This window comes from Acinetobacter sp. Ac8, from assembly GCF_055392545.1.
This window is the reverse complement of the sequence record NZ_AP043689.1, coordinates 2,620,929-2,647,802: the sequence shown is the minus strand read 5'-3', so window position 1 is coordinate 2,647,802 and position 26,874 is coordinate 2,620,929. Positions and strand designations below refer to the sequence as shown.

At 38.1% G+C, this 26,874-nt stretch carries 23 protein-coding genes and 1 other RNA gene; 13 read left to right on the top strand and 11 right to left on the bottom strand.

All coding sequences use genetic code 11. The features are described 5' to 3' along the window. The first annotated feature begins 26 nt into the window (after nt 1-26). Genes bamA through lpxA form a run of 5 tightly spaced genes read left to right on the top strand, consistent with a single transcriptional unit; the run spans nt 27 to nt 5,431 of the window. Nucleotides 27-2,555 carry an outer membrane protein assembly factor BamA gene (bamA, locus tag ACZ5QH_RS12540; protein ID WP_303576841.1) on the top strand — a complete coding sequence of 843 codons (2,529 nt, stop codon included), beginning with the start codon at nt 27-29 and terminating at the stop codon, nt 2,553-2,555. A 43-nt stretch (nt 2,556-2,598) separates the two neighbouring features. Continuing rightward, a complete protein-coding gene (locus tag ACZ5QH_RS12535; RefSeq protein ID WP_004822135.1) occupies nt 2,599-3,084 on the top strand; it encodes an OmpH/Skp family outer membrane protein in 486 nt (161 codons plus the stop codon). Between the two features lie 3 nt (nt 3,085-3,087). Continuing rightward, nucleotides 3,088-4,158, top strand: a complete 1,071-nt coding sequence (lpxD, locus tag ACZ5QH_RS12530) for a UDP-3-O-(3-hydroxymyristoyl)glucosamine N-acyltransferase (protein ID WP_004822133.1) — start codon at nt 3,088-3,090, stop codon at nt 4,156-4,158. A 2-nt stretch (nt 4,159-4,160) separates the two neighbouring features. After that, complete coding sequence (gene fabZ / locus ACZ5QH_RS12525) at nt 4,161-4,646, top strand: 3-hydroxyacyl-ACP dehydratase FabZ (protein ID WP_004719745.1); 486 nt, start codon at nt 4,161-4,163, stop codon at nt 4,644-4,646. Next, a complete protein-coding gene (lpxA, locus tag ACZ5QH_RS12520) occupies nt 4,643-5,431 on the top strand; it encodes an acyl-ACP--UDP-N-acetylglucosamine O-acyltransferase (protein ID WP_004822130.1) in 789 nt (262 codons plus the stop codon). Before fabZ ends, lpxA begins: the two co-directional genes overlap by 4 nt. Before the next feature lie 73 nt (nt 5,432-5,504). Here the strand turns inward: lpxA and ACZ5QH_RS12515 are convergent, their stop codons facing one another. After that, the gene (locus ACZ5QH_RS12515) at nt 5,505-6,362 is read right to left on the bottom strand and encodes a YbgF trimerization domain-containing protein (RefSeq protein WP_227504240.1); all 858 of its coding nucleotides are present in this window, start codon (nt 6,360-6,362) and stop codon (nt 5,505-5,507) included. Nucleotides 6,363-6,742: 380 nt separating this feature from the next. Between ACZ5QH_RS12515 and ffs the strand changes: the two genes are divergently transcribed. Beyond that, nucleotides 6,743-6,839, top strand: an RNA gene (gene ffs, locus ACZ5QH_RS12510) — signal recognition particle sRNA small type. Between the two features lie 385 nt (nt 6,840-7,224). On the opposite strand, the gene ACZ5QH_RS12505 is transcribed toward ffs, so the two are convergent. From ACZ5QH_RS12505 to ACZ5QH_RS12480, 6 genes are all read right to left on the bottom strand, one after another. Next, entirely contained in the window at nt 7,225-7,851 is a 627-nt protein-coding gene (locus tag ACZ5QH_RS12505; protein WP_239045483.1) for a regulatory protein RecX, read from the bottom strand. 202 nt (nt 7,852-8,053) lie between these two features. Beyond that, complete coding sequence (locus ACZ5QH_RS12500; protein WP_151802369.1) at nt 8,054-9,484, bottom strand: class I adenylate-forming enzyme family protein; 1,431 nt, start codon at nt 9,482-9,484, stop codon at nt 8,054-8,056. Nucleotide 9,485: 1 nt separating this feature from the next. Next, nucleotides 9,486-10,334 carry an SDR family NAD(P)-dependent oxidoreductase gene (locus tag ACZ5QH_RS12495; protein ID WP_171497867.1) on the bottom strand — a complete coding sequence of 283 codons (849 nt, stop codon included), beginning with the start codon at nt 10,332-10,334 and terminating at the stop codon, nt 9,486-9,488. A gap of 146 nt (nt 10,335-10,480) precedes the next feature. Further along, on the bottom strand, nt 10,481-11,524 hold the full coding sequence (gene recA / locus ACZ5QH_RS12490; protein WP_004719755.1) for a recombinase RecA: 1,044 nt from the start codon (nt 11,522-11,524) through the stop codon (nt 10,481-10,483). A 159-nt stretch (nt 11,525-11,683) separates the two neighbouring features. Continuing rightward, nucleotides 11,684-12,124 carry an RNA-binding S4 domain-containing protein gene (locus ACZ5QH_RS12485; protein ID WP_004719756.1) on the bottom strand — a complete coding sequence of 147 codons (441 nt, stop codon included), beginning with the start codon at nt 12,122-12,124 and terminating at the stop codon, nt 11,684-11,686. Next, a complete protein-coding gene (locus ACZ5QH_RS12480) occupies nt 12,108-12,827 on the bottom strand; it encodes an HAD-IA family hydrolase (RefSeq protein WP_303576842.1) in 720 nt (239 codons plus the stop codon). The genes ACZ5QH_RS12485 and ACZ5QH_RS12480 overlap by 17 nt, the downstream gene beginning before the upstream one ends. Nucleotides 12,828-13,061: 234 nt before the next feature. Here ACZ5QH_RS12480 and ACZ5QH_RS12475 point away from each other — a divergent pair, with 234 nt between their 5' ends. The 4 genes from ACZ5QH_RS12475 to ACZ5QH_RS12460 all read left to right on the top strand — a co-directional run bounded on the left by ACZ5QH_RS12475 (nt 13,062) and on the right by ACZ5QH_RS12460 (nt 18,949). Then, nucleotides 13,062-13,274: a hypothetical protein gene (locus ACZ5QH_RS12475; RefSeq protein WP_004821998.1), complete on the top strand. Its 213-nt coding sequence runs from the start codon at nt 13,062-13,064 to the stop codon at nt 13,272-13,274. Nucleotides 13,275-13,578: 304 nt separating this feature from the next. Further along, complete coding sequence (locus ACZ5QH_RS12470; protein ID WP_303576843.1) at nt 13,579-14,430, top strand: 3'(2'),5'-bisphosphate nucleotidase CysQ family protein; 852 nt, start codon at nt 13,579-13,581, stop codon at nt 14,428-14,430. A gap of 420 nt (nt 14,431-14,850) precedes the next feature. Then, complete coding sequence (locus ACZ5QH_RS12465) at nt 14,851-15,579, top strand: histidine phosphatase family protein (RefSeq protein ID WP_303576844.1); 729 nt, start codon at nt 14,851-14,853, stop codon at nt 15,577-15,579. 364 nt (nt 15,580-15,943) lie between these two features. After that, nucleotides 15,944-18,949 (top strand): M66 family metalloprotease, encoded by a 3,006-nt coding sequence (locus ACZ5QH_RS12460; protein WP_303576845.1) that lies wholly within the window; start codon nt 15,944-15,946, stop codon nt 18,947-18,949. Nucleotides 18,950-19,077: 128 nt separating this feature from the next. Here ACZ5QH_RS12460 and ACZ5QH_RS12455 read toward each other — a convergent pair whose 3' ends face one another. The 4 genes from ACZ5QH_RS12455 to ACZ5QH_RS12440 form a co-directional block, all read right to left on the bottom strand. Next, nucleotides 19,078-19,602 carry a protein tyrosine phosphatase family protein gene (locus tag ACZ5QH_RS12455; protein WP_303576846.1) on the bottom strand — a complete coding sequence of 175 codons (525 nt, stop codon included), beginning with the start codon at nt 19,600-19,602 and terminating at the stop codon, nt 19,078-19,080. Nucleotides 19,603-19,676: 74 nt separating this feature from the next. Then, on the bottom strand, nt 19,677-20,768 hold the full coding sequence (locus ACZ5QH_RS12450; RefSeq protein ID WP_004719768.1) for a 3-deoxy-7-phosphoheptulonate synthase: 1,092 nt from the start codon (nt 20,766-20,768) through the stop codon (nt 19,677-19,679). A gap of 143 nt (nt 20,769-20,911) precedes the next feature. Next, complete coding sequence (locus ACZ5QH_RS12445) at nt 20,912-21,790, bottom strand: sulfite exporter TauE/SafE family protein (protein WP_303576847.1); 879 nt, start codon at nt 21,788-21,790, stop codon at nt 20,912-20,914. A gap of 355 nt (nt 21,791-22,145) precedes the next feature. Beyond that, nucleotides 22,146-23,042: a DUF4198 domain-containing protein gene (locus ACZ5QH_RS12440; protein WP_239045492.1), complete on the bottom strand. Its 897-nt coding sequence runs from the start codon at nt 23,040-23,042 to the stop codon at nt 22,146-22,148. Between the two features lie 101 nt (nt 23,043-23,143). On the opposite strand from ACZ5QH_RS12440, the gene ACZ5QH_RS12435 reads away from it, so the two are divergent. Genes ACZ5QH_RS12435 through ACZ5QH_RS12425 form a run of 3 tightly spaced genes read left to right on the top strand, consistent with a single transcriptional unit; the run spans nt 23,144 to nt 26,854 of the window. Continuing rightward, nucleotides 23,144-24,700, top strand: coding sequence for a DUF2271 domain-containing protein (locus tag ACZ5QH_RS12435; RefSeq protein ID WP_303576848.1), 1,557 nt, complete (start codon nt 23,144-23,146; stop codon nt 24,698-24,700). Nucleotides 24,701-24,760: 60 nt separating this feature from the next. Next, complete coding sequence (locus tag ACZ5QH_RS12430) at nt 24,761-25,351, top strand: PepSY-associated TM helix domain-containing protein (RefSeq protein WP_151802376.1); 591 nt, start codon at nt 24,761-24,763, stop codon at nt 25,349-25,351. Between the two features lie 12 nt (nt 25,352-25,363). Beyond that, a complete protein-coding gene (locus ACZ5QH_RS12425; protein ID WP_303576849.1) occupies nt 25,364-26,854 on the top strand; it encodes a sulfite reductase subunit alpha in 1,491 nt (496 codons plus the stop codon). Nucleotides 26,855-26,874: the final 20 nt, after the last annotated feature.

Here is a 26,874-nt window from a genome sequence, read left to right as displayed (position 1 = left end):
GATTAACTTACTGGAAAATAATAGGCATGCAGCACTCACATTTATTTATGCCATTAGCGCTCGTTAGTGCGATGGCAGCTGTACAGCAAGTACAAGCGGCAGATGAGTTCATTGCACGAGATATCCGTGTGGATGGCTTGGTTCGTTTAACGCAACAAAATGTTCTTGCACTTTTACCAATAAATAGTGGTGACCGTGTCAATGATCCTGCAATTGCGGATTCAATTCGTGCTTTGTACGCTTCAAATCTTTTTGATGATATCCAAGCATCTAACCAAGACGGTGTCTTGGTGTTTAAAGTGATTGAACGTCCAGTAATTTCAAAAATTAATTTCAAAGGCAATAAACTAATTCCGAAAGAAGCTTTGACGGATGGTTTAAAGAAAATGGGCTTGGCCGAAGGCGAAGTGCTTAAAAAATCTGCCTTACAAACCTTAGAAACTGAGTTAGAACAACAATATGCTCAACAAGGTCGTTATGATGCAGATATTAAAGTTGAACAAGTTGCTCAACCTAATAACCGCGTTGAATTGAATATCAATTTTAATGAAGGTAAGCCTGCAAAAGTTTTTGATATCAATATTATTGGTAATACCGTATTTAAAGAAGACGACATTAAACAGGCGTTTGCGGTAAAAGAGAGTGGCTGGTTATCGGTTATTTCTCGAAATGACCGTTATGCACGTGAAAAAATGTCTGCAAGTCTAGAGTCGTTGCGTGCGTTATATCTCAATAAAGGTTATATCAATTTTGATATTAACAGTTCAAATTTAAATCTTAGTGAAGATAAAAAACATATCTTTATTGAAGTTTCAGTCAATGAAGGCGAGCAGTTTAAATTTGGCGAAACTAAATTTTTAGGTGATGCACTTTATAAAACTGAAGATTTAAAGGCGCTACAAATCTATAAAGATGGCACAACGTATTCTCAAGAAAAAGTCAATGCTGTAAAACAGTTATTACTTCGTAAATATGGTAATGCGGGTTACTACTATGCAGAAGTAAATGTCGTCCCTGAAATCAATAATGAAACTCATATTGTTGACTTAAATTACTATATTAATCCTGGTCAACAAGTAACCGTGCGTCGTATTAACTTTACCGGTAATACCAAAACTGCGGATGAAGTATTACGTCGTGAAATGCGTCAAATGGAAGGTGCTTTAGCAAGTAACGAAAAAATCGACTTGTCTAAAGTTCGTTTAGAACGTACTGGTTTCTTTAGTAAAGTTGATGTTAAACCTGTTCGTGTACCGAACTTGCCAGATCAAATGGACTTGAATATTGATGTTGAAGAACAACATTCTGGTACCAGTACATTGGCTGTAGGTTATTCTCAGAATGGTGGTATCACATTCCAAGCAGGTTTAAGCCAAACCAACTTTATGGGTACCGGTAATCGTGTTTCTATCGATTTATCTCGTTCAGAAACCCAAGATTATTATAACTTAAGTGTGACTGACCCATACTTTACCATTGATGGTGTAAGTCGTGGTTATAACATGTACTACCGTAAAACCAAGTTAAATAATGATTATAACGTTAACAACTATGTAACGGACAGTATCGGTGGTGGTGTTACATTTGGTTATCCAATCGATGAAAACCAAAACATTAGTGCAGGTTTAAACGTTGACCAAACTAAAGTAACTACTGGTGCTTATGTTTCAACCTATGTACGTGATTACTTAAAAGCCCATGGTGGTAAAACTATTGCTACAAGTACATATTGTGATGGTGAGTGGAAAGCACTAGATTCTACAAAACCAGATGATCTTTCATGTGTTGATTCAGCAGGAAAGGTTAAAGATTTAACACCATTTGATTCTGAGTTTGAAGGTAAGTTCTTAACATATAATTTAAATTTGGGTTGGTCATATAATACATTGAACCGTCCAATTTTCCCTACTAACGGTACCTCACATCGTGTCAATGCTGAAATTGCATTGCCAGGTAGTGATGTTGAATATCAAAAAGTTACTTACGATGCACAGACTTATTTCCCATTAGGTCGTGATTTCGTATTACGTGGCTATGGTAAGTTAGGTTATGGTAATGATTTACCATTCTATAAAAACTTCTATGCGGGTGGTTTTGGTTCAGTCCGTGGTTATGACAACAGTACATTGGGTCCAAAATACCCTGGTGTGACCTATAACGAAAGAAAAACCAAAGACTATGACCCTGAAGAAGTTGGTGGTAATGCTTTAGTACAATTCGGTACAGAATTGGCTCTACCTGTTCCATTTAAGGGGGATTGGGCGCGTCAGATCCGTCCGGTGATCTTTGCTGAGGGCGCACAAGTCTTTGATACAGACTGTAGCACAGCGACTGGTGATCTTTATCTAGATGGTTCAAAAACACCAATTAATGCAAAACAGTACTGTAAAGACAATAATGATTTTGACTTTGGTAACATGCGTTATAGTGTTGGTGTAGGCTTTACTTGGATTACCATGATTGGCCCACTTTCGTTGAGCTATGCATTCCCATTGAATGACAAACCGGGCGATGAAACTAAAAATATTCAATTCGAGATTGGTCGTACTTTCTAAGTACGATCTTTTTACGAGATTTAACTTAATATAAGGAACAATGATGAAAACAATGAAAATGGCCATTATGGGCTTAGGCTTGGGTTTTGCTGGATTGGTTCAAGCGGCAGGTTTTGGTGTAGTTGATCTAGAAAAAGTTGTAGAAAGTAGCACCTACTTAAAGCAACAGAATGCAAGTTTAGAACAATCAGTTAAACCGCAAACCACAAAGCTTGAACAAATCACCAAAGATATTGAAGCGTTGAAACAAAAAGCACAGGCTCAAGGTGCAAATGTTCAGCAAATTAATGCGCAATACCAAGCAAAAGTGAATGAATTCCAGACAATTCAGCAAGGTGTTCAGGCGAAAGTACAGAGCACAATTCAAAACACCAATGCAACTTTTGAGGCTCGTGTAAAGCAAGCTGCTGAACAATTGCGCCAAGAAGCTGGATTAGACTTTGTTTTGAATAAAAATTCAGCACTTGCTTATGACGCAAAGAGTGATTTAACTGCTAAAATAATCCAAAAGGTTAATGCAATTAAATAATCAATGAAATCAAATCGTTTTCATCTCGATGAATTAGCTCAGCTTGTACAAGGTGAGCTAATTGGTCAAGCCAATTTTGTTTTAGATGGGCTTGCAAGTTTAGAACACGCGCAATCCAATCATATTTCTTTTGTAAATAACGACAAATATTTGAATGAAGCTCAAAACTCTAAAGCTGGCGCTTTGATCGTCACGGCAGAGTTAAAAGAACAGCTTACAAATTGCCAGAATTTTATTGTTGTTGCCAATCCCTATCTTGCTTTTGCGATTTTAACCCATCAATTTGAAGTTAAAGTAACTAAACGGGGTATCGAAAGTACTGCGCAAATCTCTCCTTCAGCAATTATTGCAGATGATGCTTATATTGGTCATTATGTTGTGATTGGTGATGATTGTGTGGTGGGTGCAAATACAGTTATCCAATCACACAGCAAAATTGATGATGGTGTTGAAATTGGCAAAGACGGTTTTGTCGATTCTCATGTGACCATTACAGGCCAAACAAAAATTGCAGATCGTGTTCGGATTCATTCCAATACTGCAATTGGTGGAGAGGGCTTCGGTTTTGCACCTTATCAAGGAAAGTGGAATCGTATTGCTCAATTGGGTTCTGTACGTATCGGAAATGATGTACGTATAGGTTCAAATTGTAGTATTGATCGTGGTGCTTTGGACGATACAATCATTCATGACGGTGTCATTATTGATAACCTTGTGCAAATCGCCCATAACGTGCAAATTGGCGAGAATACTGCCATTGCAGCCAAGTGTGGTATCGCGGGTAGTACGATTATTGGCAAAAACTGTGTTCTTGCAGGTGCTGTTGGCATCGTAGGGCATATAAAAATCACAGATAATGTCACAATTACTGGAATGTCAATAGTCACAAAAAGTATTTCTGAAGCAGGTTCTTATTCTTCAGGTACTGGACAGTTTGAAACAAATCATTGGAAAAGAACGGTTGTGCGCTTAAGACAATTAGCAGATGTGCCATTGACCAAACTGGTGAAACAAATAGATCATATGCAGGCTCAAATTGAGTCCATTGAATCAACTTTAAAGTCGCGTAAATAATTATGACTGAGTCTAAATCTCTACCTTTTACGGTTCCTGAATTACCAATGCAAACCCAAACGATTCGCGAGTATTTGCCACATCGTTATCCATTTTTGCTTGTCGATCGTGTAACTGAAGTTACAGAGAATGGGATTGTAGGATACAAAAACGTTTCAATTAATGAAGAATTTATGCAGGGTCATTTCCCTGGCTATCCAATTATGCCGGGTGTTTTGATCGTTGAGGCGATGGCACAAGTTTCTGGTGTGCTTGGTTTTATCATGAATAATGAAAAGCCAAGACCAGGTTCTTTGTTCTTATTCGCTGGTGCTGAAAAAATACGATTTAAAAAACAAGTCGTACCAGGTGACCAACTCGTGCTAAAATCTGAATTACTCATGCAAAAACGTGGCATTTACAAGTATTTATGTACTGCCAGTGTTGACGGCGTGGTAGCAGCAACCGCTGAAATTATCATTTCTCATCAGAAATTAGAGCAGGCATGAGCAGTAACGACTTAATCCACCCAACCGCTATTATTGACTCTTCTGCAGTGATAGCACCAGATGTCCAAATAGGGCCATATTGTATTATTGGTCCACAAGTGACGATTGGTGCTGGTACCAAACTTCACTCACATGTTGTGATTGGAGGCTATACACGTATTGGTGAAAATAACGATATTTTCCAATTCGCAAGTGTAGGTGAAATTTGTCAAGATTTAAAATACCAAGGTGAAGAAACTTGGTTAGAAATTGGCGACAACAACAAAATCCGTGAACATTGCAGCTTACATCGTGGCACTGTTCAAGATCGAGGCCTAACCAAAATAGGAAGCAATAACCTATTGATGGTGAATACGCATATTGCACATGATTGTTTGATTGGAAATAACAATATTTTTGCAAATAATGTCGGCATCGCTGGCCATGTCCACATTGGCGATTTCGTCATTGTGGGCGGGAACTCAGGTATCCATCAATTCTGTAAGATTGATTCTTATAGTATGATTGGTGGTGCATCACTGATTCTTAAAGATGTTCCTGCTTATGTCATGGTTTCAGGCAACCCTGCGCATGCTTATGGTATGAACGTTGAAGGGATGCGTCGTAAAGGCTGGTCTAAGAATGTGATTCAGGGCTTAAGAGAGTCGTTTAAATTGATCTATAAAGAGAACTTAACCACTGAACAAGCCATTGAAAAAATTCGTCAAGAGATCCTTCCAGAAGTTGAAGAAGTCCAGTTATTGATTGATTCAGTATTAGAATCTAAGCGCGGTATCGTGCGTTAATTGTTAAAAATATCAAAAAAAAATGCCTCTATTGAGGCATTTTTTTTTTTGGTCTAAATTGTGAATAAGCGGATTAACCTTTTTTGAAAAAACCTGCTTCTTCTGATTTAGGGTAGGTGCTTAACAGTTTGCTTTTATAGACATTTGCAGTTTGTGTATTCTTGTTAACATCTTTGGCAATACTATAAAGTTGGTATAAAGCACGCGGTGCTTTAGACGAGTTTGGAAATTTAGCTGCCACGATTTCATAGTTTTTCTTGGCTTCATTATAGTTTGGTGGATCAATTGCCAATTGAAACTCAGCTAACCAAAAATAAGCATTTCCAGTATAAATACTGTTTGGGTAGTTTTTAATAAAGTTTTGCATAGGGGCGATGGCTTGTTTTGCACCGCCTTTTTTATAGGCATCTAAAGCAATGGTATAAGCTGCTTTTTCCAGTGCAACAGGATCACTGGTATTGTTGCTACTGTTGGCCGGTGTTGCTGGATTTTGAGCCGTTGTTGGTGCCGGGCTATTCGTTGTAGCTTTGCTTGCAGTGCTTGTTTGATCGGTTGCGGTTGAACTATCGACAGGTGCATTTTCAGCAGGTGCTTGTTCTGGTTGATTGCTTTCAGGTTCAAGTTTCTGATTGAGCAGTTCAAGGCGCTGATCTAAATCGGTATAGCGGTTGGTGAGTTCTTTGTTTAGTTGATCAATGGCATGATCTTGTTCTTCAATCTTGCCACGTAATTCACGAATTTGATTTTCTAATTGTTGATTCTTTTGTATTAAATCCCAATTCATATTTCCAGCAATGGGTGCTGGTGAATTCGCTACATCATTTCGAGATGATGCAGTATCACTTAATCCACGAGATTCTATAGGGATTGCATATAAAGATGCTGAACTGAGTAAAGCAATAGAAAACAGGGCATGCTTTTTTAGCATAATTTAAAATCCATCAAAGTCAAAATTTTTCAAATAGACTGATATGGGCTATTTGAAAATCAATAATTGTTATCATTAAAAACGGCTAGGGGCGGAATTGCAAGATGCTTTTACAATCTTCAGCTAATTCTAATGCAATATGAAGCTTTTTTGTATTTTAACACCTGCAATCTATGAAGTAGCGCTGAGATAAAATTCAGTAGAATATTGACTAATGCTTGATAATTTTAATGGGCTATTGAAAAGAAAAGTTAGAATTACTGTTAAAAATTAACCATATTGATGATGAAATAAGCAAACGAATGAATAACTTGAGAAAATCACAATGTTAGGCTTGAAAGAAAATTAAAAATCTCTATACTCTGTTCTTGCAATGGTAGCCCTGCTGGTGGTTTCGCAATTGTACTCTGAAAACCCCGCCAGGACCGGAAGGTAGCAACGGTATCAGAAATACGATGTGCCGAGATTTTGCTAGTAGGGCTGCCACCAGATTTTTAAATCTACCAATAATAATAACTTAATATATCCATTCGATTTATATCCTACATTTTAAAACTATCTCTGCTATTTAATTCCTGAAAATTTTTATATTCTCAATCTTTAGACCATCTGATTTAATTCAATCATCATTTTTTAGTCGTGACTAAAGATCTATCATCCTTATTGAGCTTATATTGAAAATACGCGTATAGTTTTACGGATGAATGAAATGATAGTTTGTACAGTGCTAAAAGATATTGGATCTGCTTAGAATTTATAAGAAATCAAAAGTGAGAAGGGAATTCTATCAATAGATTTTCAGCCTAAGATTCTCAACCTAGCGTCTAATGAAAAGTTGATCTTGAATTGTATCGACTGACGATCATCAATCATCACTTGGTTTTTTTGAAATTGCTTTCATAATCGCATCCATTTCAAAACCACGATATTGTAAAAAGCGAATTTGTTTGGCTTTAATTTTTGGATCTTTGCTGACCTCTGTACCATATTTTTTAACTTTCAATTGGTAGGCTTGTTCATACCAATCAATTTCTGCAATATCCTCTTGTACTAAGGCTCTATCCAGTTGTTTGGCGCGTAAAGCCAGTTTGATTCGATTCGGGCCTTTACCTCTACGGACTTGGCTACGCACAGTCATTTCTGCCACACGTTGGTCACTTTGGTAGTTATTCGCTGACAACTCATCAACCAAAGTTAAAACCTCCTCTCGGCTCTGCGCATAGGTCATCAGCTTTTCAATTAGATCAGCTTTGGAATATTCTTTTCGAGTCAACACCGCAAAAGCATAAGAACGCAAACGTGTACCGGTTAAGCCCTGTGGTTTGGGTGCAAGATCCTGTTCCGCATTAAAGGCGTGCTCATCATTTGCAATGCCAGATGCAGGTTCTGCAGGTTGAGATGTAGAATGCTGATATTCTATTGTTTCCTGTTCACCAAATTGCTGTTTGAGTTTTTGGTAATCTAACAATTTGGGAAATTTTGCTTGGCTCATAGCTATTGATAACAATCTATTTATTTCAGAGATAAACATTAGTTTAGCTTTAATTCATTTTTTTAACAGTGCAAATGCTATACGGATGAATTTTCCTCCGCCTAAATATCAAAGAATCTAAACCAGTATAAGAGGGGAAGATAAACAGATATCAGGGTTTAGATTTTTATTTAAAGCGCTTCATGTCGAAGCTTAATAACGCCTAAACTGGCTTACCGATACTATCCGTTTCTATTTGATCAATGATTCGAATTGACTTAGGACGAAGATAGCGAGGAGTTTGGCCGCTAATCCATAATTGTAATTCCTCAATATTGAGTATCTGATTGAGAATAATGTCTACAGCCAAGCATTGTCCAAGATCAGCATCATCTATAGCATAAGCGCGTGCAAATTTGATTGCGTTATGGGTATATAAAATATTTTCCAAATCAATCGGGTAAACATTTACACCACCGCAAATTAACATATCATCAGAGCGACCTTTTAAATAATAATAACCTTTAGCATCTTGTACGGCTAAATCACCGCACTGTAGCCATTGATTCGGTGTAATTGACCAAGCACATTTGCTCCATAAGATACCGATATTGCCATTTTCTAAAGGCTGACCTGTAGAATCGGCAATTTTAATTTGTACACCTTGAATAGCTTTTCCTATACTTTCAGGATTTCGTTTTAAATCAGCTGTTGTTGCCAAGAGGTTAATTCCACTTTCAGAGCTGCCATAGAGATTGAACAGTTGTATCTGAGGATAGTGCCGTAGGGCATGTTTGACTAAATTCGCACTTAAAGGCGCGCTACCTGTAATGATGTATTGCACTGAGCTCAGAGGAGCGTTCAGTTCAATTAAACGGTATAAAATAGTGGGCACTAAGTTTAAACAATCAATTTGATGGTGTTTAATCAGATGCTTGGCAGATTGTGGATCAAAACGTTTTTGCAAAATCACAGTTTTATGAAAGCTCAGCGCCATCAAACTCGCAGTTAAACCTGCCGCATGGCAGAGTGGTGTCATCACAAAAATTTGCTTAATTTTAAAAAATTTTAGTTTTCTGAGCATGAGGTCTAACAAAGGTAAACTTTGTAGTGGTTTAGATTGCCTTGTCGCAACTTTAGGAATTCCTGTTGAACCAGAAGAACAGACACTTATTTTATTAAAATAAGTCGGTTTTATACGAAATTTCTGCTGGGTACTTGGTGCAGGAATAAGCGTAAAATTTTGGATATTGAGTGGAGTAAATACATCTAAACTGCCAATAAGATGCAGTTGTCTCTGCTCAATTAAAGCTTGAAGTTTATGCTGTACGAGGCTGGGGTTAACGATAATGATATCTTTACCTAAACGGCTCAGTGCAAACAAGGCCGCCAAGCTATCTAGGTCTTGTTGCATCATTAAACCAATCTGTTGCGGAAGTTGCTTTGGATTATGGGAGTTTTGCCATTCACAAATAAGTTGATCAGTTCTGCATTTTAATTCTAAAAAGTTAATTTGATGATCATCAATAATAAATGCTGTTTTATTTTTTTGAATACGCGTCTGTGCATCTAAAATACTATATAAATGAAGACCATGTTGAATAGTGCTATAGCATAAACTTATGCACCATCTTAACCCAAAGATCCATTTCATCTTATAACTTTCGCTTGAGTAAATGTTTATAGAAATAATAAATCGGTGTGATCAACAATATTGAACCAATCTGTGCAATTCCTAGCCACCATGGTTGCCATTGTCGTTTACGATAAATTAGGCACGCAAGAATCGCTTGAGCAGCGTCTTTTGCTTGCATCGCTGGCATTTGTTGATATTGCTTGGTGGGTAAAATCATTCGTGTACGGACTAAGGGCAAGTAGACTAAGCCTGCGTGTACTTCATGAACCGCCAATTCTGGTTGAATGGCAAGAATCCACTGTTGCATTGCGGTTTTCGAAGCTTGATAGGTTGACCAAAATGGCGGGGCAAACAGTTTGGCATTGATGGTTGAAACCACAATAATTTGTCCTTGCTTGTGTTTTAAATCAGCTAACAATAAACGGGTAAGTTGGGCAGGGTTGATATAGTTAATCGCAATGGTTCGATCGATATCCTGTGGGCGATCCAAGCTATCCCAAACAGAGCGCTGAATTGATTTTCCTGCATTATGGATCAATACATCAATCTGAATATTACGTGCTGCTAGGCTTTGAAAAATATGTTCTGCAGCATCGGATTGATATAAATCTACACAGATGATTTCAATATGGCACGAATAAGATTCAAATTCACTTTTGAGTTGTACAAGTTTATCTGTACTGCGTGCAATCAGAACAAGCGTGCATTGTGTATTGGATAACAGCCTTGCACATGCTTCACCAATCCCAAAACTTGCCCCTGTAATTAAAATGGTTTTATTTTGAAAGTGTTGTTTGAGTTTATTTTTTTGAATTCGTGGAGCTCGAAAAAATAAAAATTCAGTGATTGTTCTGATTTTTTTATACATAATAATGAAAGAATCTGATTCATACGGCTTTAGCTTAGTTATAACTGAAATTTATATTAAATCAAAATGACTGTTGTTTAATTTGGTTTTTAGCATAAAAAAGCACCTCGAAAGGCGCTTGATATACTTAAAAATAAAGTTTGAATTTAAACATCTAAAAAGTCAGGCTCTTCTTCTTTCTCTTCTGCTGGTGCGGCATTAGCAGTAGTCAAAAGCTTTTCACGAATCATACGATCAAGTTCTTGAGCCAATTGAGGGTTTTCCTCTAAATGTCGAATGACATTGTTTTTACCTTGACCGATTTTGTCGCCTTGATATGAGTACCAAGCACCTGCTTTTTGTACAAGTTCTTGTCCAACTGCAAGATCAACCAATTCACCTAAGTGGTTTACACCTTTACCATACATAATTTGGAAAAGTGCTTCACGGAAAGGAGGCGCCATTTTGTTTTTCACAACTTTGACTTTGGTTTCAGAACCTACAATTTCATCGCCTTCTTTAACTTGTCCAATACGACGAATATCTAAGCGTACAGAAGCATAGAACTTCAATGCGTTACCACCAGTTGTGGTTTCAGGGCTACCAAACATCACCCCAATTTTCATACGAATCTGGTTAATGAAGATAACCATACAGTTTGAACGCTTGGCATTACCTGTGATTTTACGTAAAGCTTGGCTCATCAAACGTGCTTGTAGACCCATGTGAGAGTCACCCATTTCGCCTTCAATTTCGGCTTTAGGGGTTAACGCTGCTACCGAATCGACAACGATCATATCGACTGCACCTGAACGAACCAACATATCTGCGATTTCAAGTGCTTGCTCACCATTATCTGGCTGTGAAACTAAAAGGTTGTCTATATCTACCCCAAGTTTACGTGCATATTGTGGATCTAAAGCATGTTCCGCATCAATAAAGGCACATGTTCCACCTGCTTTTTGGCATTGCGCAATGGCTTGTAGCGTCATTGTCGTTTTACCAGAAGATTCAGGACCGTAAATTTCAACGATACGACCTTTTGGTAAGCCCCCAATACCCAATGCAATATCAAGTGTTAAAGAGCCTGTAGAGACCGCTTCAACCGCTTGAACAGTGTTATCACCTAAGCGCATCACTGTGTTTTTACCAAATTGCTTCTCAATTTGGCTCAGTGCCGCATTCAGTGCCTTGCTTTTGTTATCATCCATCTCGTAAACCTCAAACGATGTAATATCACTAATATCTTAAGTGGATGTCATTAAATTTGATCTTTCGTCCACGGCAGTAATAGTGACAGAAAATAAAAAATGGTTCTATATTAAAAAACATTAGTACGACATAAGATGTCGTACCCAACCTAAACGAATTCAGTCATCATCATAGGACCAAGATTGGTCAAATTGTTGATCATTTTCTTGTTTAAATTTGCTAATTTGTCGTCGATCTTTTTTACTTGGTCGATGATCAGGGCGCGCTAGATTATGCAATTTTCTTTGGGATGAAATCAACTCTCTACGTGCCACACTCACCTCAGTTTCTTCATAAAGTTGTTGGGCAATCGGTGCGCCGCCACGAACAACGGAGAGTGCTTTAATCACTACCGTTTTACGATCAAAACCTTGTTGTATGGTGAGCTCCATTCCAACGCGAATCTCTTTTGAGACTTTAACACGTTCATTATTATGATGAACTTTACCACCCTCGATTGCATCTTTGGCAATAGAGCGTGTTTTAAAAAAACGTGCAGCCCAAAGCCATTTGTCTACACGCATTGTTTCAAGTTGTTGTTTCTCAGGCTGTTTTGACATCGACATCCTTATGTTCTAAATCTGTTGACTGTAAATTTGCTAACGCTACGTTTTTCAGTAATGGTAAAAGCTCAGTTAAATGATTAATTGCAGGGTATTGCAATTCTAAGTGATGACGCGCAGCACGACCACTGGAAGGTTGGGTAATCGTGATTAAGTGCGCTATACCAAACTTTTCAGCACCTTTTAATACAGGAATGGTGTCATCCACAAAACATGCATTTTGTGGGTCAAATGGATGCTTTTGCTGAAGGATTTGCCAAAACTCAATAAACTCTTTGGAATAGCCAATTTCTTCACTACTGATCATTACTTCAAAATAAGGGCTGAGATCAACATTTTCAAGTTTAAGTTTTAAGCCAGCACAATCTGCATTGGTCAGTAACCAACAACGATAACCTTGTGCTTTTAATTGTTTTAATAATTCAAAACAGCCCATTCTTGGGGTGATTTTATCTTTAAAATCATATTGTAACTGTAGGACATCAACCCCAACTTTTTCAGACCAGTATTTTGAAGAATACCAGCAGAGGGTATGATTATGTTGTTGATAAAATGCATTTAGAATGTTTTGACTGTGCTCTAAACTACATTGATGGGTTTCTGCATGCCGTTCAGGGAGTTTTGTGTTCCAGATCAGATCATCAAAAGCTAAATCAAGGAGTGTACCGTCCATGTCAAAAAAGATGATCGGTTTTTGCATTCAAGGAACTCCAAAGTTTTTTAAAGTTTAACAAAGACTCTATGAACGTGTAAATTTTAATAAGATAAATGTGAGATGATGAGCAGGAAAACTCACCATTTGCGGATTTCTTTTACTTATCACTAATCGCTTAGCTATGCTCTCAAAATTTGATCCAACTACATATATTACAATTTAAAGCGCTAGATCTAAATGCTATAACACTTAGATCCAAACGATATAAATGAGACTTAAATGAACGTATTAGATACGATAAATTCTGAATTACATCAAGCAGCGATGCTATTAGATAATATTTCAGGAAAAATCCAAGAAGCACCAGAATTGGAAAATAGGGAAAATATTTTGCTTATCGGTAAAGCGCTCAGTCATATTTTTGAACTGCAAAAAAATATATATGAACATAGACCCGATTTAAAAAATATTCATGAACAAAACAACGATTAAAATTCAAAGCATCTGAAGTTTGAATTTTAAAGTTGTGAGGAATTATATAAATACAATTAATGAAAACAATATGTTATTGGTTAATTCATCCATATTAAAATGGATTTCATTGGATAAAATTTTAAATAGGTTGAATAGACTTGGACTAATCTAAATCAAATGAAAATTTAGAAGTCTATATAGTGTTCAAAAAGCATATCTAATCTCAGGATATTTATTAATTAAAAGCTATTGTTTTCATGCACTCAACATAAAAAAATGGTAGGCTTGTGGACAAAAATCAGACATCCTACAGGTCGGATCAATGTTTATTACCACTCAAGCACCACAAGATGAACAAATTTTAAAATTAGTTCCAGTTTTGGCATCTGCAAGTCAGATCTTGCTCGAGGAATACCAAAATTATTGTGCTGGAAATGCGTTTAATATTGATAAAAAGGATGATCAGTCACCTGTTACCCAAGCTGACTTAAAAGTGAATGCCTATTTAATAGAACAACTGGCGAAAATCACCCCTGAAATTCCAGTGCTATCAGAAGAGAGTGATTATTCTCAACGACATACATGGAATATCTGCTGGATGCTGGATCCTTTAGATGGAACTAAAGAATTTATTCATGAACGTGATGAATTTACGATTAATTTAAGTCTAATTCACAACCACCAAACCATATTTTCAATCATTGTTGTACCGACAGAGCAAGTGATGTATTTGGGATATTTAACAGAATTGCCTTATAAATATTGCTTTATTCATCGTACTTGGGAACGTTATTGCAAGTTTAAAGCTGTAGAGGAAGATGCAATTCAAATTGGACTAAGCCATAGCAGTAAAAATCCAAAGTATCAGCAATATATTGATTATATTGAACAAGAATCGCCTGTCATTAGACGCGAGGCGGGCAGTGCCTATAAGTTTTGTATGATGCTTGAAGGCGAAATTGATATTTATCCAAGATTTCATCCAACCTCTGAGTGGGATACCAGTGCAGGACAAGGATTATTGGAAAGTATTGGTGGCGGATTACTGAGTTTAGCTGCGGTACCATTTACCTATAATCAACGTGATACCGTGTTAAATGATGGATTTATCGCATTTCGGAATGTCGAAAATAAAGAAATTGCTTTAGAAGCATTAAGCAATGTGAGCTTTTAATCTGATATACATATGCATTTTATAGATAATTTAACACTTTGATATTGGGTCTGTTGACAATTCGTCTATGTTTGCGACTACGTGTGTTTTTTAGGCGATACTAGGCACGAAATACGAAATTTAGTCATTCTAAATAAGTAGTTCGTAACGACGTAACGGCAAAAAAACACGCTAGTCCCCCGCTGCGCCTTGCGCTGCAAACAAAGCAGTGCTTTGTTCTTGCTCAGGGTTGTGGCTAAAATTATCTCAGCCTTTGTTATGAAACTCGAAAATAGTCTCGCTATTCTCCTCGTTTCCTGCCTTGCCTGCTCAATTTTAACCTACAACGCAAGCCATTTATGAAATGTTAACAGACCCTAGATTGAGCGCTTGGCTGCATATGTTATAGTAAGCTTGTATAAAAATGAGTTTTAAGTTGATATGGCCTTAGATTTATTGCCGAACAGTATGCTAAAAGCAATAGATTTATTGCCCGATGCGAAAACACCTGTAACCTTATTCACACGTCATTCAATTCGTGAGGTTGTGAATGGGCAGGGACTGGCAGGCTATGATCTGCAATTAACTTCCCAAGGTCGTGATTTAGCCCAAGCTTGGGGCTGTTATTTGATTGAAAATACGGATCGTGTGATTCAACATTGTATTTCAAGCCCCATTCAGCGTTGTGTCGATACCGCGGCTTTGATGATTCAAGGCGCTGACGGAATTTCTTCTTATCCGAATACCCATCATATCGAAATTGTAGAAAAGGGCTTATTGGTTGAGCCGGGAAGCTTTGTGCTGGATATTAAACAGGCCGCTCCCTATTTTAGAGCACAAGGTGCTTTAGGTTTTATCAATAGTTTTGTAAATAATGCCTTACCTGGTATGAAGCATCCGATTACGGGTGTGGTGGATGTGCTTGAATTAATCTATGAAACACATCCTACGCTAAACAACGGTATTAGTTTGGCTGTGAGCCACGATACGATTCTTGCTGCGATTATTGCGGTGATTTCAAAACGTACCTATATCAATCAAAGTGATTGGCCTGAGATGATGGAAGGTCTATTTGTTTGGTTTGAAGGCGAGCGTTTTGCAGATAGTCATTTAAAATGGATTTGGCGAGGTGAACGTGGTGAATTGTCGATACGAGAGTTTCAGCAATAATTGGATCAAATACAAGAAGAAGATTAAATAGCAGTGTATTCCTTACACAATAGGCGACATCCATGTCACCACACGATAGCAATAACATGTAAAAAAAATGTAAAAAGTAAAGTCTTAAGTTAGTAATGCTATTGCTAACACCATGTTGTAAGCAGGCTTGGTGTGATTAAATAACAACCTAAAACTCAATAAATCCATAAAAGTAAAATTTAGAGCAATATGTCCTTTTTATATTTTTTAAATAAAAACTACATGACTACAAACAATATGATATATTTAAATTATTGAAATATATAATTATTTTAATTTAATCTCAGAAACCAAGGATAGAGATAAGTCGTTATAAATATGGGGAAGATATGTGATGCAATTACGGTTTAAATATTTAACAATTTGTACGCTTTCAGCAATGCTTATCGCATGTGGGGGCGGTAGTGATAGCCATTCAACAAATGATCAGCCATCGAATATACCGCAAAACCCTGGCGATGGTACAAATGAGTTACCGGGGGATGGTACACCAGAAACTCCAGACAACGGTTCAGGTGGATCAACGGAGACTCCTCCTGAAAGTGGTTCAGGCGGCTCAAACGGTGGTACAACACAACCTCCTGAGAGTGGTTCGGGCGGTTCAAATGGTGGATCAACCGAGACTCCTCCTGAAAGTGGTTCAGGCGGCTCAAATGGTGGTACAACACAACCTCCTGAGAGTGGTTCAGGTGGCTCAAATGGTGGTACAACACAACCTCCTGAAAATGGTTCAGGCGGTTCAAACGGTGGTACAGGCACAACACCACCTGTAGTAGAAAAATATCCAGAACCAGTTAAAAATAAAATCTCAAGCAGTGTATTAGGCTTTTATGATTTTAATGCACAGGGTGGAAATCGCTTATTACGCAATGATTTAAATGGTGACTTTGCTGCAATGCTACAGTTTGCCCAAAGCCATGTGGTCAATCCGAAGAATAATGAACAGGATAAAATGCCACGCTTAACAACGCAAAAAGATGCTTTGTTATTGGTTACACCTTTGGTTTCAATGGGGGATGTTGATAAATTACAAGCGGAAATTTATCAAGGTAACCAACTGATACGTACTGTAAATCTAAAAGAGCCTTCACGTCTTGCTGCTTCCGATCAATCTAATCAGGATGATCGAGCGCGGGTGATGTACTCTAAACAGGCATGGTCAGTAGCATTAAAGTGGGATGAGGTACGTTCAGGATTATCCATCCGTATTATAGATCCTGTAAACAATCGCAGTGGTTCTTTAGCTGGGGCAGATATTGATTTTGCAGCACCAGGCGAGTTGGTGGTGCAAAGTATTCGTTTAGGTTTATTGACTGATGCACCTAAATCCAATGGTCACTATATGCTGTTGGAACCTGAAAAAGCAGGAACAGATTATTTCCAAACCATCCCTGCTGCAAAAATGATTGTCAGCAAATACGATGAAATGAAGCTTAATCGGGTCATGGTTGCAAGTGGTGTCATTTACGATTCTGTCAGTGCAACCAATGGTGGTGTCTATGATGGAGATATGCGTGAAAATACTGCTAAATCAACATTTAGTGTTGGAATTAACTTAGCGAATTGGGGTGTCACCAGTTCATCGATGCAAAGCCAAGAGCAACCACAAGTGACTCAAAGTGTGGTGATTCATCATGCCAGAGGTAGATATGCCAATGGTGAGTCCAATCACGGCTTAAGTGGTGGAAATGGTATTTTGACATTGATTGATTCGGTGGGGAATGAATTTAGCCATGAAATCGGGCATCACTATGGTTTAGGGCATTATCCTGGCTCAGTCGAAACAAGTGGAAGTCCTACAAATTATTTCTGGTCTGCACACCATGCGGATAGTGGCTGGGGATATATTGCATTTCGAAATAAAATGCGTGGCAATTTAAATTGGGGCAATACCAATTTAGGGGATGGCAGTAATGGTGTACCAAACTTCCAAAATCTCTATGCCTATGGTTGGGATGCCATGAGTGGTGGATCTAGCGCTAGCTCGATTTCCAAATATACCCACTATACTGGTTATAGTATGTGGTTAAAAATTCAACCTGCTTTTGATAAATACGTGTGGGATCCAAACTCTACGACAGGTTATAAAAAATGGAATGCAGCAACACGTGAAATGGTTGATGCACAACCCAAAACGCCAAACTCAGGCAATGTTTGGTATAACAGTGCCGATGGTAACTTTTTAAAACCACGTTTGTTTAGTGTGCCTGTTTATACGATTTTAGGTGGCTATGATCCAGTTAATCAGGTGGGAATCATTTATCCTGCGGCACGAGGCAATTGGGGCAATGTCTTTAATCTACCTCAGGCCAACACGACTGGCACAGCTGCAAGTTGTTGGTTAAATGTGCAGTATGCCAACAAAGTAGAAAATATTGCACTTGCACCACAAAGGGTAAACTCAGGTAGCAATGCCAATAAGTTCCATATCAACCTTGCACAAAGTGATACGCCTCAAAATGTTGATCTTTACTGCCAAAAAGTAGGTCAGCAAGCAGTGAAATTGTCGAATATCAATATTCCAGTCACTACACAAGCAATGGCACCTTTTGTTTCTATTGGCAAAGAAGCAGAGTATTCGGCATTAAGAACACTTGAAATGCCACAACTCGAACAAGCTTTGCTGAATAATAAAGGTAAAGAGGTGGTCAGCCTAGATGCGGATTCACGCTTATTATTTGACTCTTATCGTCAATTTAAAACTGAATTGTCAGCGGACGCGCAAACAGAAATGGTTCGTTATACCCAACAGCAAATTAAACTTTATCGTTTAAATCGTTGGATAAATGCATATCGAACTGATCTTGAAAGTGGCAATGTAGAAGCAATTGAGGCATTTAATCAGTTTGTGGCAAAGTTGGAACTAAGTACTGATTTCAATTTAAACCATGTTTCCAGTATTAAAAATGGGACAAATTGTCTAAAAGTTGAAACACTGGCTAATGGCAAATTGAATGCTTATATCAGTGGTAAGAGCGGCTGCACGGGTGATGACACTGAACAGTGGATCTACGATGCAATGGGTAAAATCCACAGCAAAAAATATATGGATCAGTGTTTAGCCAATCAGGGTGGTGTGATTAACCTAAGCTCATGTAACCATGATGCAGCAAGCCAAGTGTGGGCGATGAATGCCACACTGCAACGTATCGAGCAAGGTTCAAAATGTTTTGATTTGGAATATGGTTATTTAAGCAATAACCGAGCACGTTTGATTAGTTATAATTGCGGTACTGGTGGGAATCAAAAATGGACAAATCTTACTGCCAATAACAGTTTGATTTTGGCTGCAACCCGTGCTGAAAATTTAGCTTTGATCAAGCAGCTTCTAATCAAGTAACCATTGATCAAATAAGCAAATCAAACATTAAGTTATCACAATAAAATAAGCGCCATAAGGCGCTTATTTTTGTTCATGTTGATGATTTTACTTAAATACATCAATGATTGAACTGTTGTTATGCTGGTTTAAAAAAACTGATCCGCATTCATCAAAGAGTGTTGTAAATCTTCAGTGGCTTTACGCCCTTGCAGTTGTAAGGCAACGGCATGTATTAAACCGGTCCAAGTTTCATTGGGTTCCCAAATTTGATGCATCAACTCTTGTGCGGTTGGCATATCGATATCCATATAATATTGGCGATATAAATACATCAAACAACTCACTCGCATATTTTTTGCACAATGTACCCAAACGATTTTTTCCTGTACCAAATGCGCGATCAAATCTAACACAAATAAGCATTGATCATCTGCTGGTGTATCCCAATGGATTGGAATTTGAATGTAGTTGAGCCCAAACTCAGCACAGATTTTATCTTCATGTTCAAGGTGTAAGCTGGCATCTGTAAATGCCAGATTGATGATTGTATCTACGCCGTATTCTTTAATCTGTTTCAGTTGTTCAGCACTCGGCTGACCTGAAGTCAGTAAATGTTCGTGGACAAACTGGAAGTTTGCAATTTGACAGAGTTCTTGTTCAAGTTCGTTCATAGCATTCTTACAGAAAATGTTTAATAACATCATAAACAAAAACGCCATCTATGTAGATGGCGTTTTTATATTAATTAACGATTTGGTAAAATTTCTTTTAAAGCTGCATCCATTTCCAGAAGCGCTTTTTCAGTGGTTTCCCAATCGATACAACCATCAGTCACCGATTTACCATATTCTAAATCAGCCAGATTTTCAGGAATATCTTGGCGTCCACCTTTGATATGGCTTTCAACCATAATGCCGACAATAGATTTATTGCCATCTAAGATCTGTTCAGTGATATTTTTCAACACAAGCGGTTGTAAATACGGATCTTTATTTGAGTTGGCATGACTGGTATCAATCATGATTTTATTGCTGACTTTGGCTTTTGCTAACGCATTTTCCGCTTCAGCAACAGAGCCCGCATCATAGTTCGGCTTACCATTACCACCACGTAATACAACGTGTGCATAAGGGTTACCGCTGGTACGAATCACTGAAACTTGGCCTTCGTTATTTAAACCCAAGAAACTATGACCATGTTTAACAGACTGCATGGCATTGGTTGCAACGGTTAAACCACCATCTGTACCGTTTTTAAAGCCTACAGGTGAAGAAAGACCAGAAGACATTTCACGATGCGTTTGGCTTTCCGTTGTACGTGCACCAATCGCAGACCATGAAATAAGATCTTGGTAATATTGTGGTGAGTTTGGGTCAAGCGCTTCAGTTGCACAAGGTAAGCCTTTATCGTTTAACTCAAGCAATAGTTTGCGACCTAAACGTAGACCTTTTTCAATATTAAAAGAATCATTCATATCTGGATCATTGATCAAACCTTTCCAACCAACGGTTGTACGAGGTTTTTCAAAATAAACACGCATGATGATATATAAAGTATCTTTTACTTTTTCACTTAATACTTTTAAACGATTTGCATAATCATGTGCTGCAACAGGGTCATGAATAGAACAAGGGCCAATCACAACAAATAGACGTTTATCTTTACCATCTAAAATATTACGAACAGTTTCCCGACCATGAAGTACAGTTTGGTAGGCATTTTCATTTAATGGTAATTCAGCTTTAAGTTCCGCTGGGGTTACCAGCGTTTGAATGCTTTGGACATTCACGTCATCAATATCTGATTGAGTAATTGGATTTGAATTTAATGTATTCATTGCCGTCACTGGGTATTAGAAACATACAGAAAGTATTTTTAGTGGTCAGAATATAACACGAATTGGCCGAAGTTTTGTCATAAATAAATCATTAAAACTTTACGGTCAATTCATAATTATTAGTTATCAATAAAAGTTTAATTTTAAACCTGTGGTTGTTGGACGGATGGCGTCACCATTGCAGCCTGTGGTTTTTCTACAGGTTTGGATTTAACTGGGTTTAAGATAAAGTTAATACCCAAGGCAAATAGGGTGATCCCCAAAACCTTGCGAATCATTTTTTCTGGCATTTTAGAACTGATCAAGGTCCCCATCACAATTGCAGGAATTGAGCCCACCAGTAACCATCCAAGCAGATGAAAATCTACATTGCCAGATGTCATATGCGCAAAACCAGCAACAGAGGTTAACAAAACAGCATGTACCACATCTGAACCAATGATACGAATCATCGGTAAATTGGGAAACATGAGGATCAGCGCCATGATACCGAATGCGCCAGCACCTACAGAAGAAAGGGTCACGAATACACCCAGTACAATCCCCATAATCACAACATAAGTGCGTTTGCCTTCAATGTTGAAATTATTAGCCTCATGAAAATCTTGCTTTTCTGCACGAAATTTAGCAAAGAATTTTTCAATCCTAGAACGGAACACAATAGACAAGCCTGTTATGGTCAGCATAAAGCCTAACACCATGGTTAAAATGGCTTTGTAGTGCGTTGAACTGCTGAGGTAATTGTCTAAAACCCAATGGGTGATAAATGAAGCAGGGACACTGCCCAAGGCTAACCAGAGAACAATCGGCCAAACAATATTCAGTTTTTTAGCATGAACCATTGAGCCACAAAACTTAGAAATAGCCGCATAGAGTAGGTCTGTTCCGATTGCGATGTGTGGTTCTATTCGAAATAAACTAATCAGGATGGGGGTCATAAGAGAACCACCGCCTACACCAGTAATACCTACACAGAAGCCGACTAAAACGCCAGCTAGAATAAACTCAACAGGACCAAACATGACTTATATTGCCAGATATCAAAAAACAGGCATATCTTATGACTTTTTTGTATAAGTGGTTGTCTTGATTGTTGATTTACTTATGCAAAAAAATGCTAAAGTCTTTTAATTTTAGCGTAATGCAAGTTTTTATATCTATCTAATTGATTATTATTATAAATTTTGATTCGGTCTCTTTGATAGATTGAAAAAAGATCATTTGAATTGAATCATATTGGTATTGAAAGTTGCTTCTCCCACTGGGAGAAGGCTAGGATAAGGGTACTTTTATGTCGATTTATGCTTTTAAAAAGACTTGTGAAAGAACTTAATAAATATACTAATTATTAAATAAAAATTAAGATCTTAATAGGATTTACTCAGCAACCTCAACGGTTAGACCATAAGTAAAAATCTCACTTTCTGGCTTTTTGCTATTGTCAGGATTAGCCTCTGGATAAGAAGTCGTAATCAAATAAATTCCAGGTTTTTCAAATTTAACTTCCACTTCACCTTTTGCATTGGTTTTTACATGTGGTTGTTCACGTTGTGCACTGGTTTCATAACTACTGGCGCCTTTAAACACATCAACTTCAAGGTTTGGTACAGCTTTGCCATTGAGTAAAATCTGCGCTTTTAATGATTCACCCGCAAACAATTCATTTGGATGGGTTAAAAACTTAACTTCAAATCCTTTATTAGTGATTGCTGGGACAGGACTTGGTTTACCTTTGGTGACAAAGCTTTCAGCAATAATATTGTTTTTAACTTCTAAGATTTGTGCGTTTGCAGGGACTTGGTCTGCTGAAACTGAACGTGGCGGTTGTGGTGGTGTTACTGGTTTTTTTTCAGCATCGGCTTTTGGTTGTTCTGGTTTAGGCGCTTGCATATTTGCATTTTGCTGACGTACAGGGCGGATACGTAACCATCGACCATCTATAAGGGCATATTTACTACTATTCCCTAAAGCATTATCTGTACGGATACGGTAAGTCCCTTCACTTGGAAGATCAAACTCAGCAACATTAAAGCGTTTTAATTCGGCAGCAGGGTTTATTTTTATTTGCTGACCCTTAGGATCTGTAATGAGATAGCTGGTTTTAAAGTTAATGCTGGGAACAAAAAATTTTTCAAGGGTCAGTGAACTCTGGAAGCTTACATTTTGGGATGCGCTGGTATCAAAAACTTCAGGGAGAATAAAAGGGCTGATGGTATGTGCAGAACCAACTACGGGTAATGCAGATAGCAAGGCAATTTTGAGCCATTGATTCATTTAAAGCGTCCTGTAAACTTAAGTTAAAATATTTTACATAATGTACTTGATAACAAGTATCATTATCAATATTATTTTAACAAAATTCAGAGACTATCCGTATGTCCTCATCAAGCAGACGTTCACCCTCAACTCGTGCCGTATTTCGTCTTTCGCCTCTGGTCATGGCATTAGCACTGATATCTCCACTGCATAGTAATGCAAAAACAGTGCAGGTTTCTGCTACAAGCAATAACCATGTTGAATTGGAAAGTCATCATTTCCATCGTGATCATGTTTTGGGTACATCTTTAGATGTGGTGATTACTGGAACTTCGCAACAAGAAGCTGCGCGTGCAACAGCTGCAATCGAAAAAGAAATTTCTGATTTGAATCAAGTGTTATCAACTTGGCAAAATGACAGTGAAATTTCGCAACTCAACCAACAAAAGCATCTCACAGCATCTTCGGATTTGTATCAAGTCATCGCTGCATGTGAAGCTTGGCGTGGTAAAACCTGTGGCGCATTTGATGCACGTTTGGGCAATTTGATTGCAATGTGGCAACAGGTCAATGGTGTGATTGAAATTGATCAAAGTACACGTGATCAATTGCTTTCGCAGTTGCAAGACAACAGTGTTCGCTTGGATGAAAAAACAAAAAGTGTGCAAATGGATAGCTCTGTTACTTTTGCACCAGATGGCTATGCAAAAGGCTATATTATTGATCGAGCTTTAATTGCAGCACGTCAAACGGTACCGAATTTAAAAGGTATTTTACTGGATATTGGTGGTGACATGCGCGTTTGGGGAACCTCACCCAATCAAGCGGGTTGGAATGTTGGTGTACAAGATGCCTTTAATCACTATGACAATCTAGCACCAAGCCAAGTTTTAAACTTAAAAGACCAAGCGGTCGCATTCAGTGGTCAGGGTTATCGTAGTCTGGCGGGGCAATCTCATCTTTTAGATCCACATACCGGTTTGCCAATCCAACATGTTGAGCAATGTGTAGTTGTTGGAAAATGTGCTGCGGATGCAGATGCTTTAGCAACAGCCTTAACTGTGATGAAGCCAGCAGAAGGCATGCAACTGATCGAATCTTTGCTCGGTTATGAAGCTCAACTGACACTATCAACGGGTGAAACGCATCAAAGCACAGGTTGGAATGCTTTGGTTCAACTGCCACAGCCCGCAGATTTTCATAATGTTGCAGCAAATGCTTCAGCAAAATGGCCCGCAGGTTATCAAGCGGTGATCGATTTGGTTATTCCCAAATTGGTTGTGGAAAATTATCGCGCACCTTATATCTCGATCTGGGTGACCGACAGTGATAAAAAACTAGTGCGGACACTTGCTGCTTGGGGCAAAGACCCAAAATGGATTAATTCAAACTATGTATGGTGGCGCCGTTATGGTCGTCAAATAACGAACTTGGATGCAGTTGCTAAACCGTCACGCCAACCAGGTAATTATAAGCTGGCTTGGGATGGTAAAGATGACAATGGTAAAACTGTAGATGCAGGGCAGTATCAAATACATGTTGAAGCGTCACGTGAGCATGGTGATCATTCTTATCAAACCTTTAACTTGGACGTAAAAGCAAAAGCGTCCTCTCAAAATTTACCTGCACAAAAGGAAATTGGTGTCGTCAAACTGAATTTTCAGAAAGTGAATTAATTTGCTGACTATACCTGTTCGGATAAGTGTTTTGATAAAAATTTTGATGAGAGTTTAATTGTGTATCAACGTCGAGATTTTTACCGCCATGCACGTTATGTGCATGGCTGGTTATCAGCTTTTGCCTTTATTGTATTAATCTTTTTTGCTGTTACGGGATTAATTTTAAACCACCCTGAATGGTTTACCCCTGCAACAGATGAAAATACTGAAACGATTACTTTACCTGAAAATGTCCTGACTCAAATTAAAGACCAAGAGAATCCAAGCACTCAAATCGTAGATTATCTACGACAACATCATGCAGTCATTGGTCGTTATAAGAGTGGTGAAGTCATGGACAATGAGGTCATGATTCATTTGGCAAGCCCAGCAGGTTCAACAGATATTTGGGTTACTTTAGACAATGGTCAAGCTGAAATTACACTTAAACCAGCCTCTACCGTTTCATTGATCAGTGATTTGCACCGTGGAAAAAATGCGGGTAAAGCATGGACTTGGCTGATTGATATCAGTGCAATCATCATTACGATCTTATCATTGGCAGGCTATATCCTATTTTTAAGTATTAAGACTCGCTTAAAAACACATCTTTTCTTGACGGTATTCAGCTTAGCGTTATTGATGCTTCTGGTTTGGACAGTGGTATAAAAGGTTAGAACAATGACACATGCTGTACTGACTGTACTTATATTTTTAGCAATCTTGTTTATATTTCATGGCATTTTTCTGTTGCTTTTATTGAGACCTCAATCAAAACGCAATTTAGCCCGAAATGCCGATGAATATTTGATTATATATGCAAGTCAGTCAGGGCAGACAGAAAGTTTTGCTTTGCAAACAGCCCAGCAATTGTCTGCTTCAGGTTATTTGGTTCAGTGCTTGAGTATTGAACAGGTGAATGCCGCTTTATTTAAACGTAGCTTAAAGATTCTATGGATCGTTAGTACTTATGGCGAGGGTGATGCACCAGATTCAGCACGTCAGTTTGTTAAAAACGTAATGACAAAGTCATTTGATTTAAATGACATTGAGTGTGCTGTGTTGGCTTTTGGTGATTCGCATTATGCAAATTTCTGTAATTTTGGTAGACAATTGGATTTATGGCTAACTGAAAACCATGCACAAGCTTTATTTCCCATGATTTGTGTTGATCAACTAAACCCTACAGGTCTGACGGAATGGCAAACTCAACTTAACCTAGTTTTGCCGCAATTTTCCGTTCAACCTGTTCAATTGACACAACATCCGTTTTATTCTGTGGTGTTATCTGAACGCCATTTGTTAAATCAAGGCAGTTTAGGGCATCCAATGTATCATCTTGTGTTTACCCAAGTTGAAGCATTATGTTGGAAATCTGGTGATATTCTTGAAATTCAATGTGCCAATACAGATTCACAAATCAAGGCATTTTTAGATCATTTTAATCTTCAAAACTCCAGTGTGCTTCAGGCTAATCACCCAATAGAATTATTGCGGTTTAAGAATTTACGTTCATTTGATGCCATGCAACATTCAACGGCATTTGAGCAATGGTTGGCACAGGCAGAAGACTTACCGATTCGTGAATATTCGATTGCCAGTATTACATCGCAAAATCAGATTGAGTTGGTGGTCAGACGAGAAGTTCATCAAACAGGTTTAGGGCTGGGTTCAGGCTATCTTACCCATGCGCTGGCTTTAGGTGAGCAAATTTTTTGTCGAGTTCGTTCAAATCCCGCATTTTATCTGGTTCAAAATGATCGGCCTATTATTCTGATTGGAAATGGTTCTGGGATAGCAGGCTTGATGTCACATATTCGGCAACGCGCAGAATGGTCTTTTCAGCAAAACTGGTTAATTTATGGCGAACGTCAGTACCAAGTTGACCTTGGCTTTGCAGATCAATTGAATCTATGGCAACAACAGTCTGTACTACCGCAAATTGATTATGCGTTTTCACGTGATACAGATAATCAGAAATATGTACAAGATTGTGTATTGGAGAAATCAGCACAACTTAAACAATGGATTGAGCAAGGTGCATCAATTTACATTTGTGGTAGTTTAAAAGGGATGGCACAAGGGGTTGAAACAGTATTAATCGATATTTTAGGTGAAAATCAGTTTGAGCAGTTGATTGAACAAAAACGTTACTTACGTGATGTATATTGATTGCGTGATGTTTCTCATTT

What these genes read in the sequence shown, in the direction of transcription:
- ACZ5QH_RS12500 (WP_151802369.1), bottom strand. Translation starts at nt 9,484, where the DNA reads ATGAAATGGATCTTTGGGTTAAGATGGTGCATAAGTTTATGCTATAGC.
- ACZ5QH_RS12450 (WP_004719768.1), bottom strand. Translation starts at nt 20,768, where the DNA reads ATGAATACATTAAATTCAAATCCAATTACTCAATCAGATATTGATGAC.
- ACZ5QH_RS12475 (WP_004821998.1), top strand. Translation starts at nt 13,062, where the DNA reads ATGAACGTATTAGATACGATAAATTCTGAATTACATCAAGCAGCGATG.
- ACZ5QH_RS12470 (WP_303576843.1), top strand. Translation starts at nt 13,579, where the DNA reads ATGTTTATTACCACTCAAGCACCACAAGATGAACAAATTTTAAAATTA.
- ACZ5QH_RS12440 (WP_239045492.1), bottom strand. Translation starts at nt 23,042, where the DNA reads ATGAATCAATGGCTCAAAATTGCCTTGCTATCTGCATTACCCGTAGTT.
- ACZ5QH_RS12465 (WP_303576844.1), top strand. Translation starts at nt 14,851, where the DNA reads ATGGCCTTAGATTTATTGCCGAACAGTATGCTAAAAGCAATAGATTTA.
- ACZ5QH_RS12445 (WP_303576847.1), bottom strand. Translation starts at nt 21,790, where the DNA reads ATGTTTGGTCCTGTTGAGTTTATTCTAGCTGGCGTTTTAGTCGGCTTC.
- ACZ5QH_RS12535 (WP_004822135.1), top strand. Translation starts at nt 2,599, where the DNA reads ATGAAAACAATGAAAATGGCCATTATGGGCTTAGGCTTGGGTTTTGCT.
- lpxD (WP_004822133.1), top strand. Translation starts at nt 3,088, where the DNA reads ATGAAATCAAATCGTTTTCATCTCGATGAATTAGCTCAGCTTGTACAA.
- ACZ5QH_RS12425 (WP_303576849.1), top strand. Translation starts at nt 25,364, where the DNA reads ATGACACATGCTGTACTGACTGTACTTATATTTTTAGCAATCTTGTTT.
- ACZ5QH_RS12480 (WP_303576842.1), bottom strand. Translation starts at nt 12,827, where the DNA reads ATGCAAAAACCGATCATCTTTTTTGACATGGACGGTACACTCCTTGAT.
- lpxA (WP_004822130.1), top strand. Translation starts at nt 4,643, where the DNA reads ATGAGCAGTAACGACTTAATCCACCCAACCGCTATTATTGACTCTTCT.
- fabZ (WP_004719745.1), top strand. Translation starts at nt 4,161, where the DNA reads ATGACTGAGTCTAAATCTCTACCTTTTACGGTTCCTGAATTACCAATG.
- ACZ5QH_RS12495 (WP_171497867.1), bottom strand. Translation starts at nt 10,334, where the DNA reads ATGTATAAAAAAATCAGAACAATCACTGAATTTTTATTTTTTCGAGCT.
- ACZ5QH_RS12455 (WP_303576846.1), bottom strand. Translation starts at nt 19,602, where the DNA reads ATGAACGAACTTGAACAAGAACTCTGTCAAATTGCAAACTTCCAGTTT.
- ACZ5QH_RS12505 (WP_239045483.1), bottom strand. Translation starts at nt 7,851, where the DNA reads ATGAGCCAAGCAAAATTTCCCAAATTGTTAGATTACCAAAAACTCAAA.
- bamA (WP_303576841.1), top strand. Translation starts at nt 27, where the DNA reads ATGCAGCACTCACATTTATTTATGCCATTAGCGCTCGTTAGTGCGATG.
- ACZ5QH_RS12485 (WP_004719756.1), bottom strand. Translation starts at nt 12,124, where the DNA reads ATGTCAAAACAGCCTGAGAAACAACAACTTGAAACAATGCGTGTAGAC.
- ACZ5QH_RS12435 (WP_303576848.1), top strand. Translation starts at nt 23,144, where the DNA reads ATGTCCTCATCAAGCAGACGTTCACCCTCAACTCGTGCCGTATTTCGT.
- recA (WP_004719755.1), bottom strand. Translation starts at nt 11,524, where the DNA reads ATGGATGATAACAAAAGCAAGGCACTGAATGCGGCACTGAGCCAAATT.
- ACZ5QH_RS12460 (WP_303576845.1), top strand. Translation starts at nt 15,944, where the DNA reads ATGCAATTACGGTTTAAATATTTAACAATTTGTACGCTTTCAGCAATG.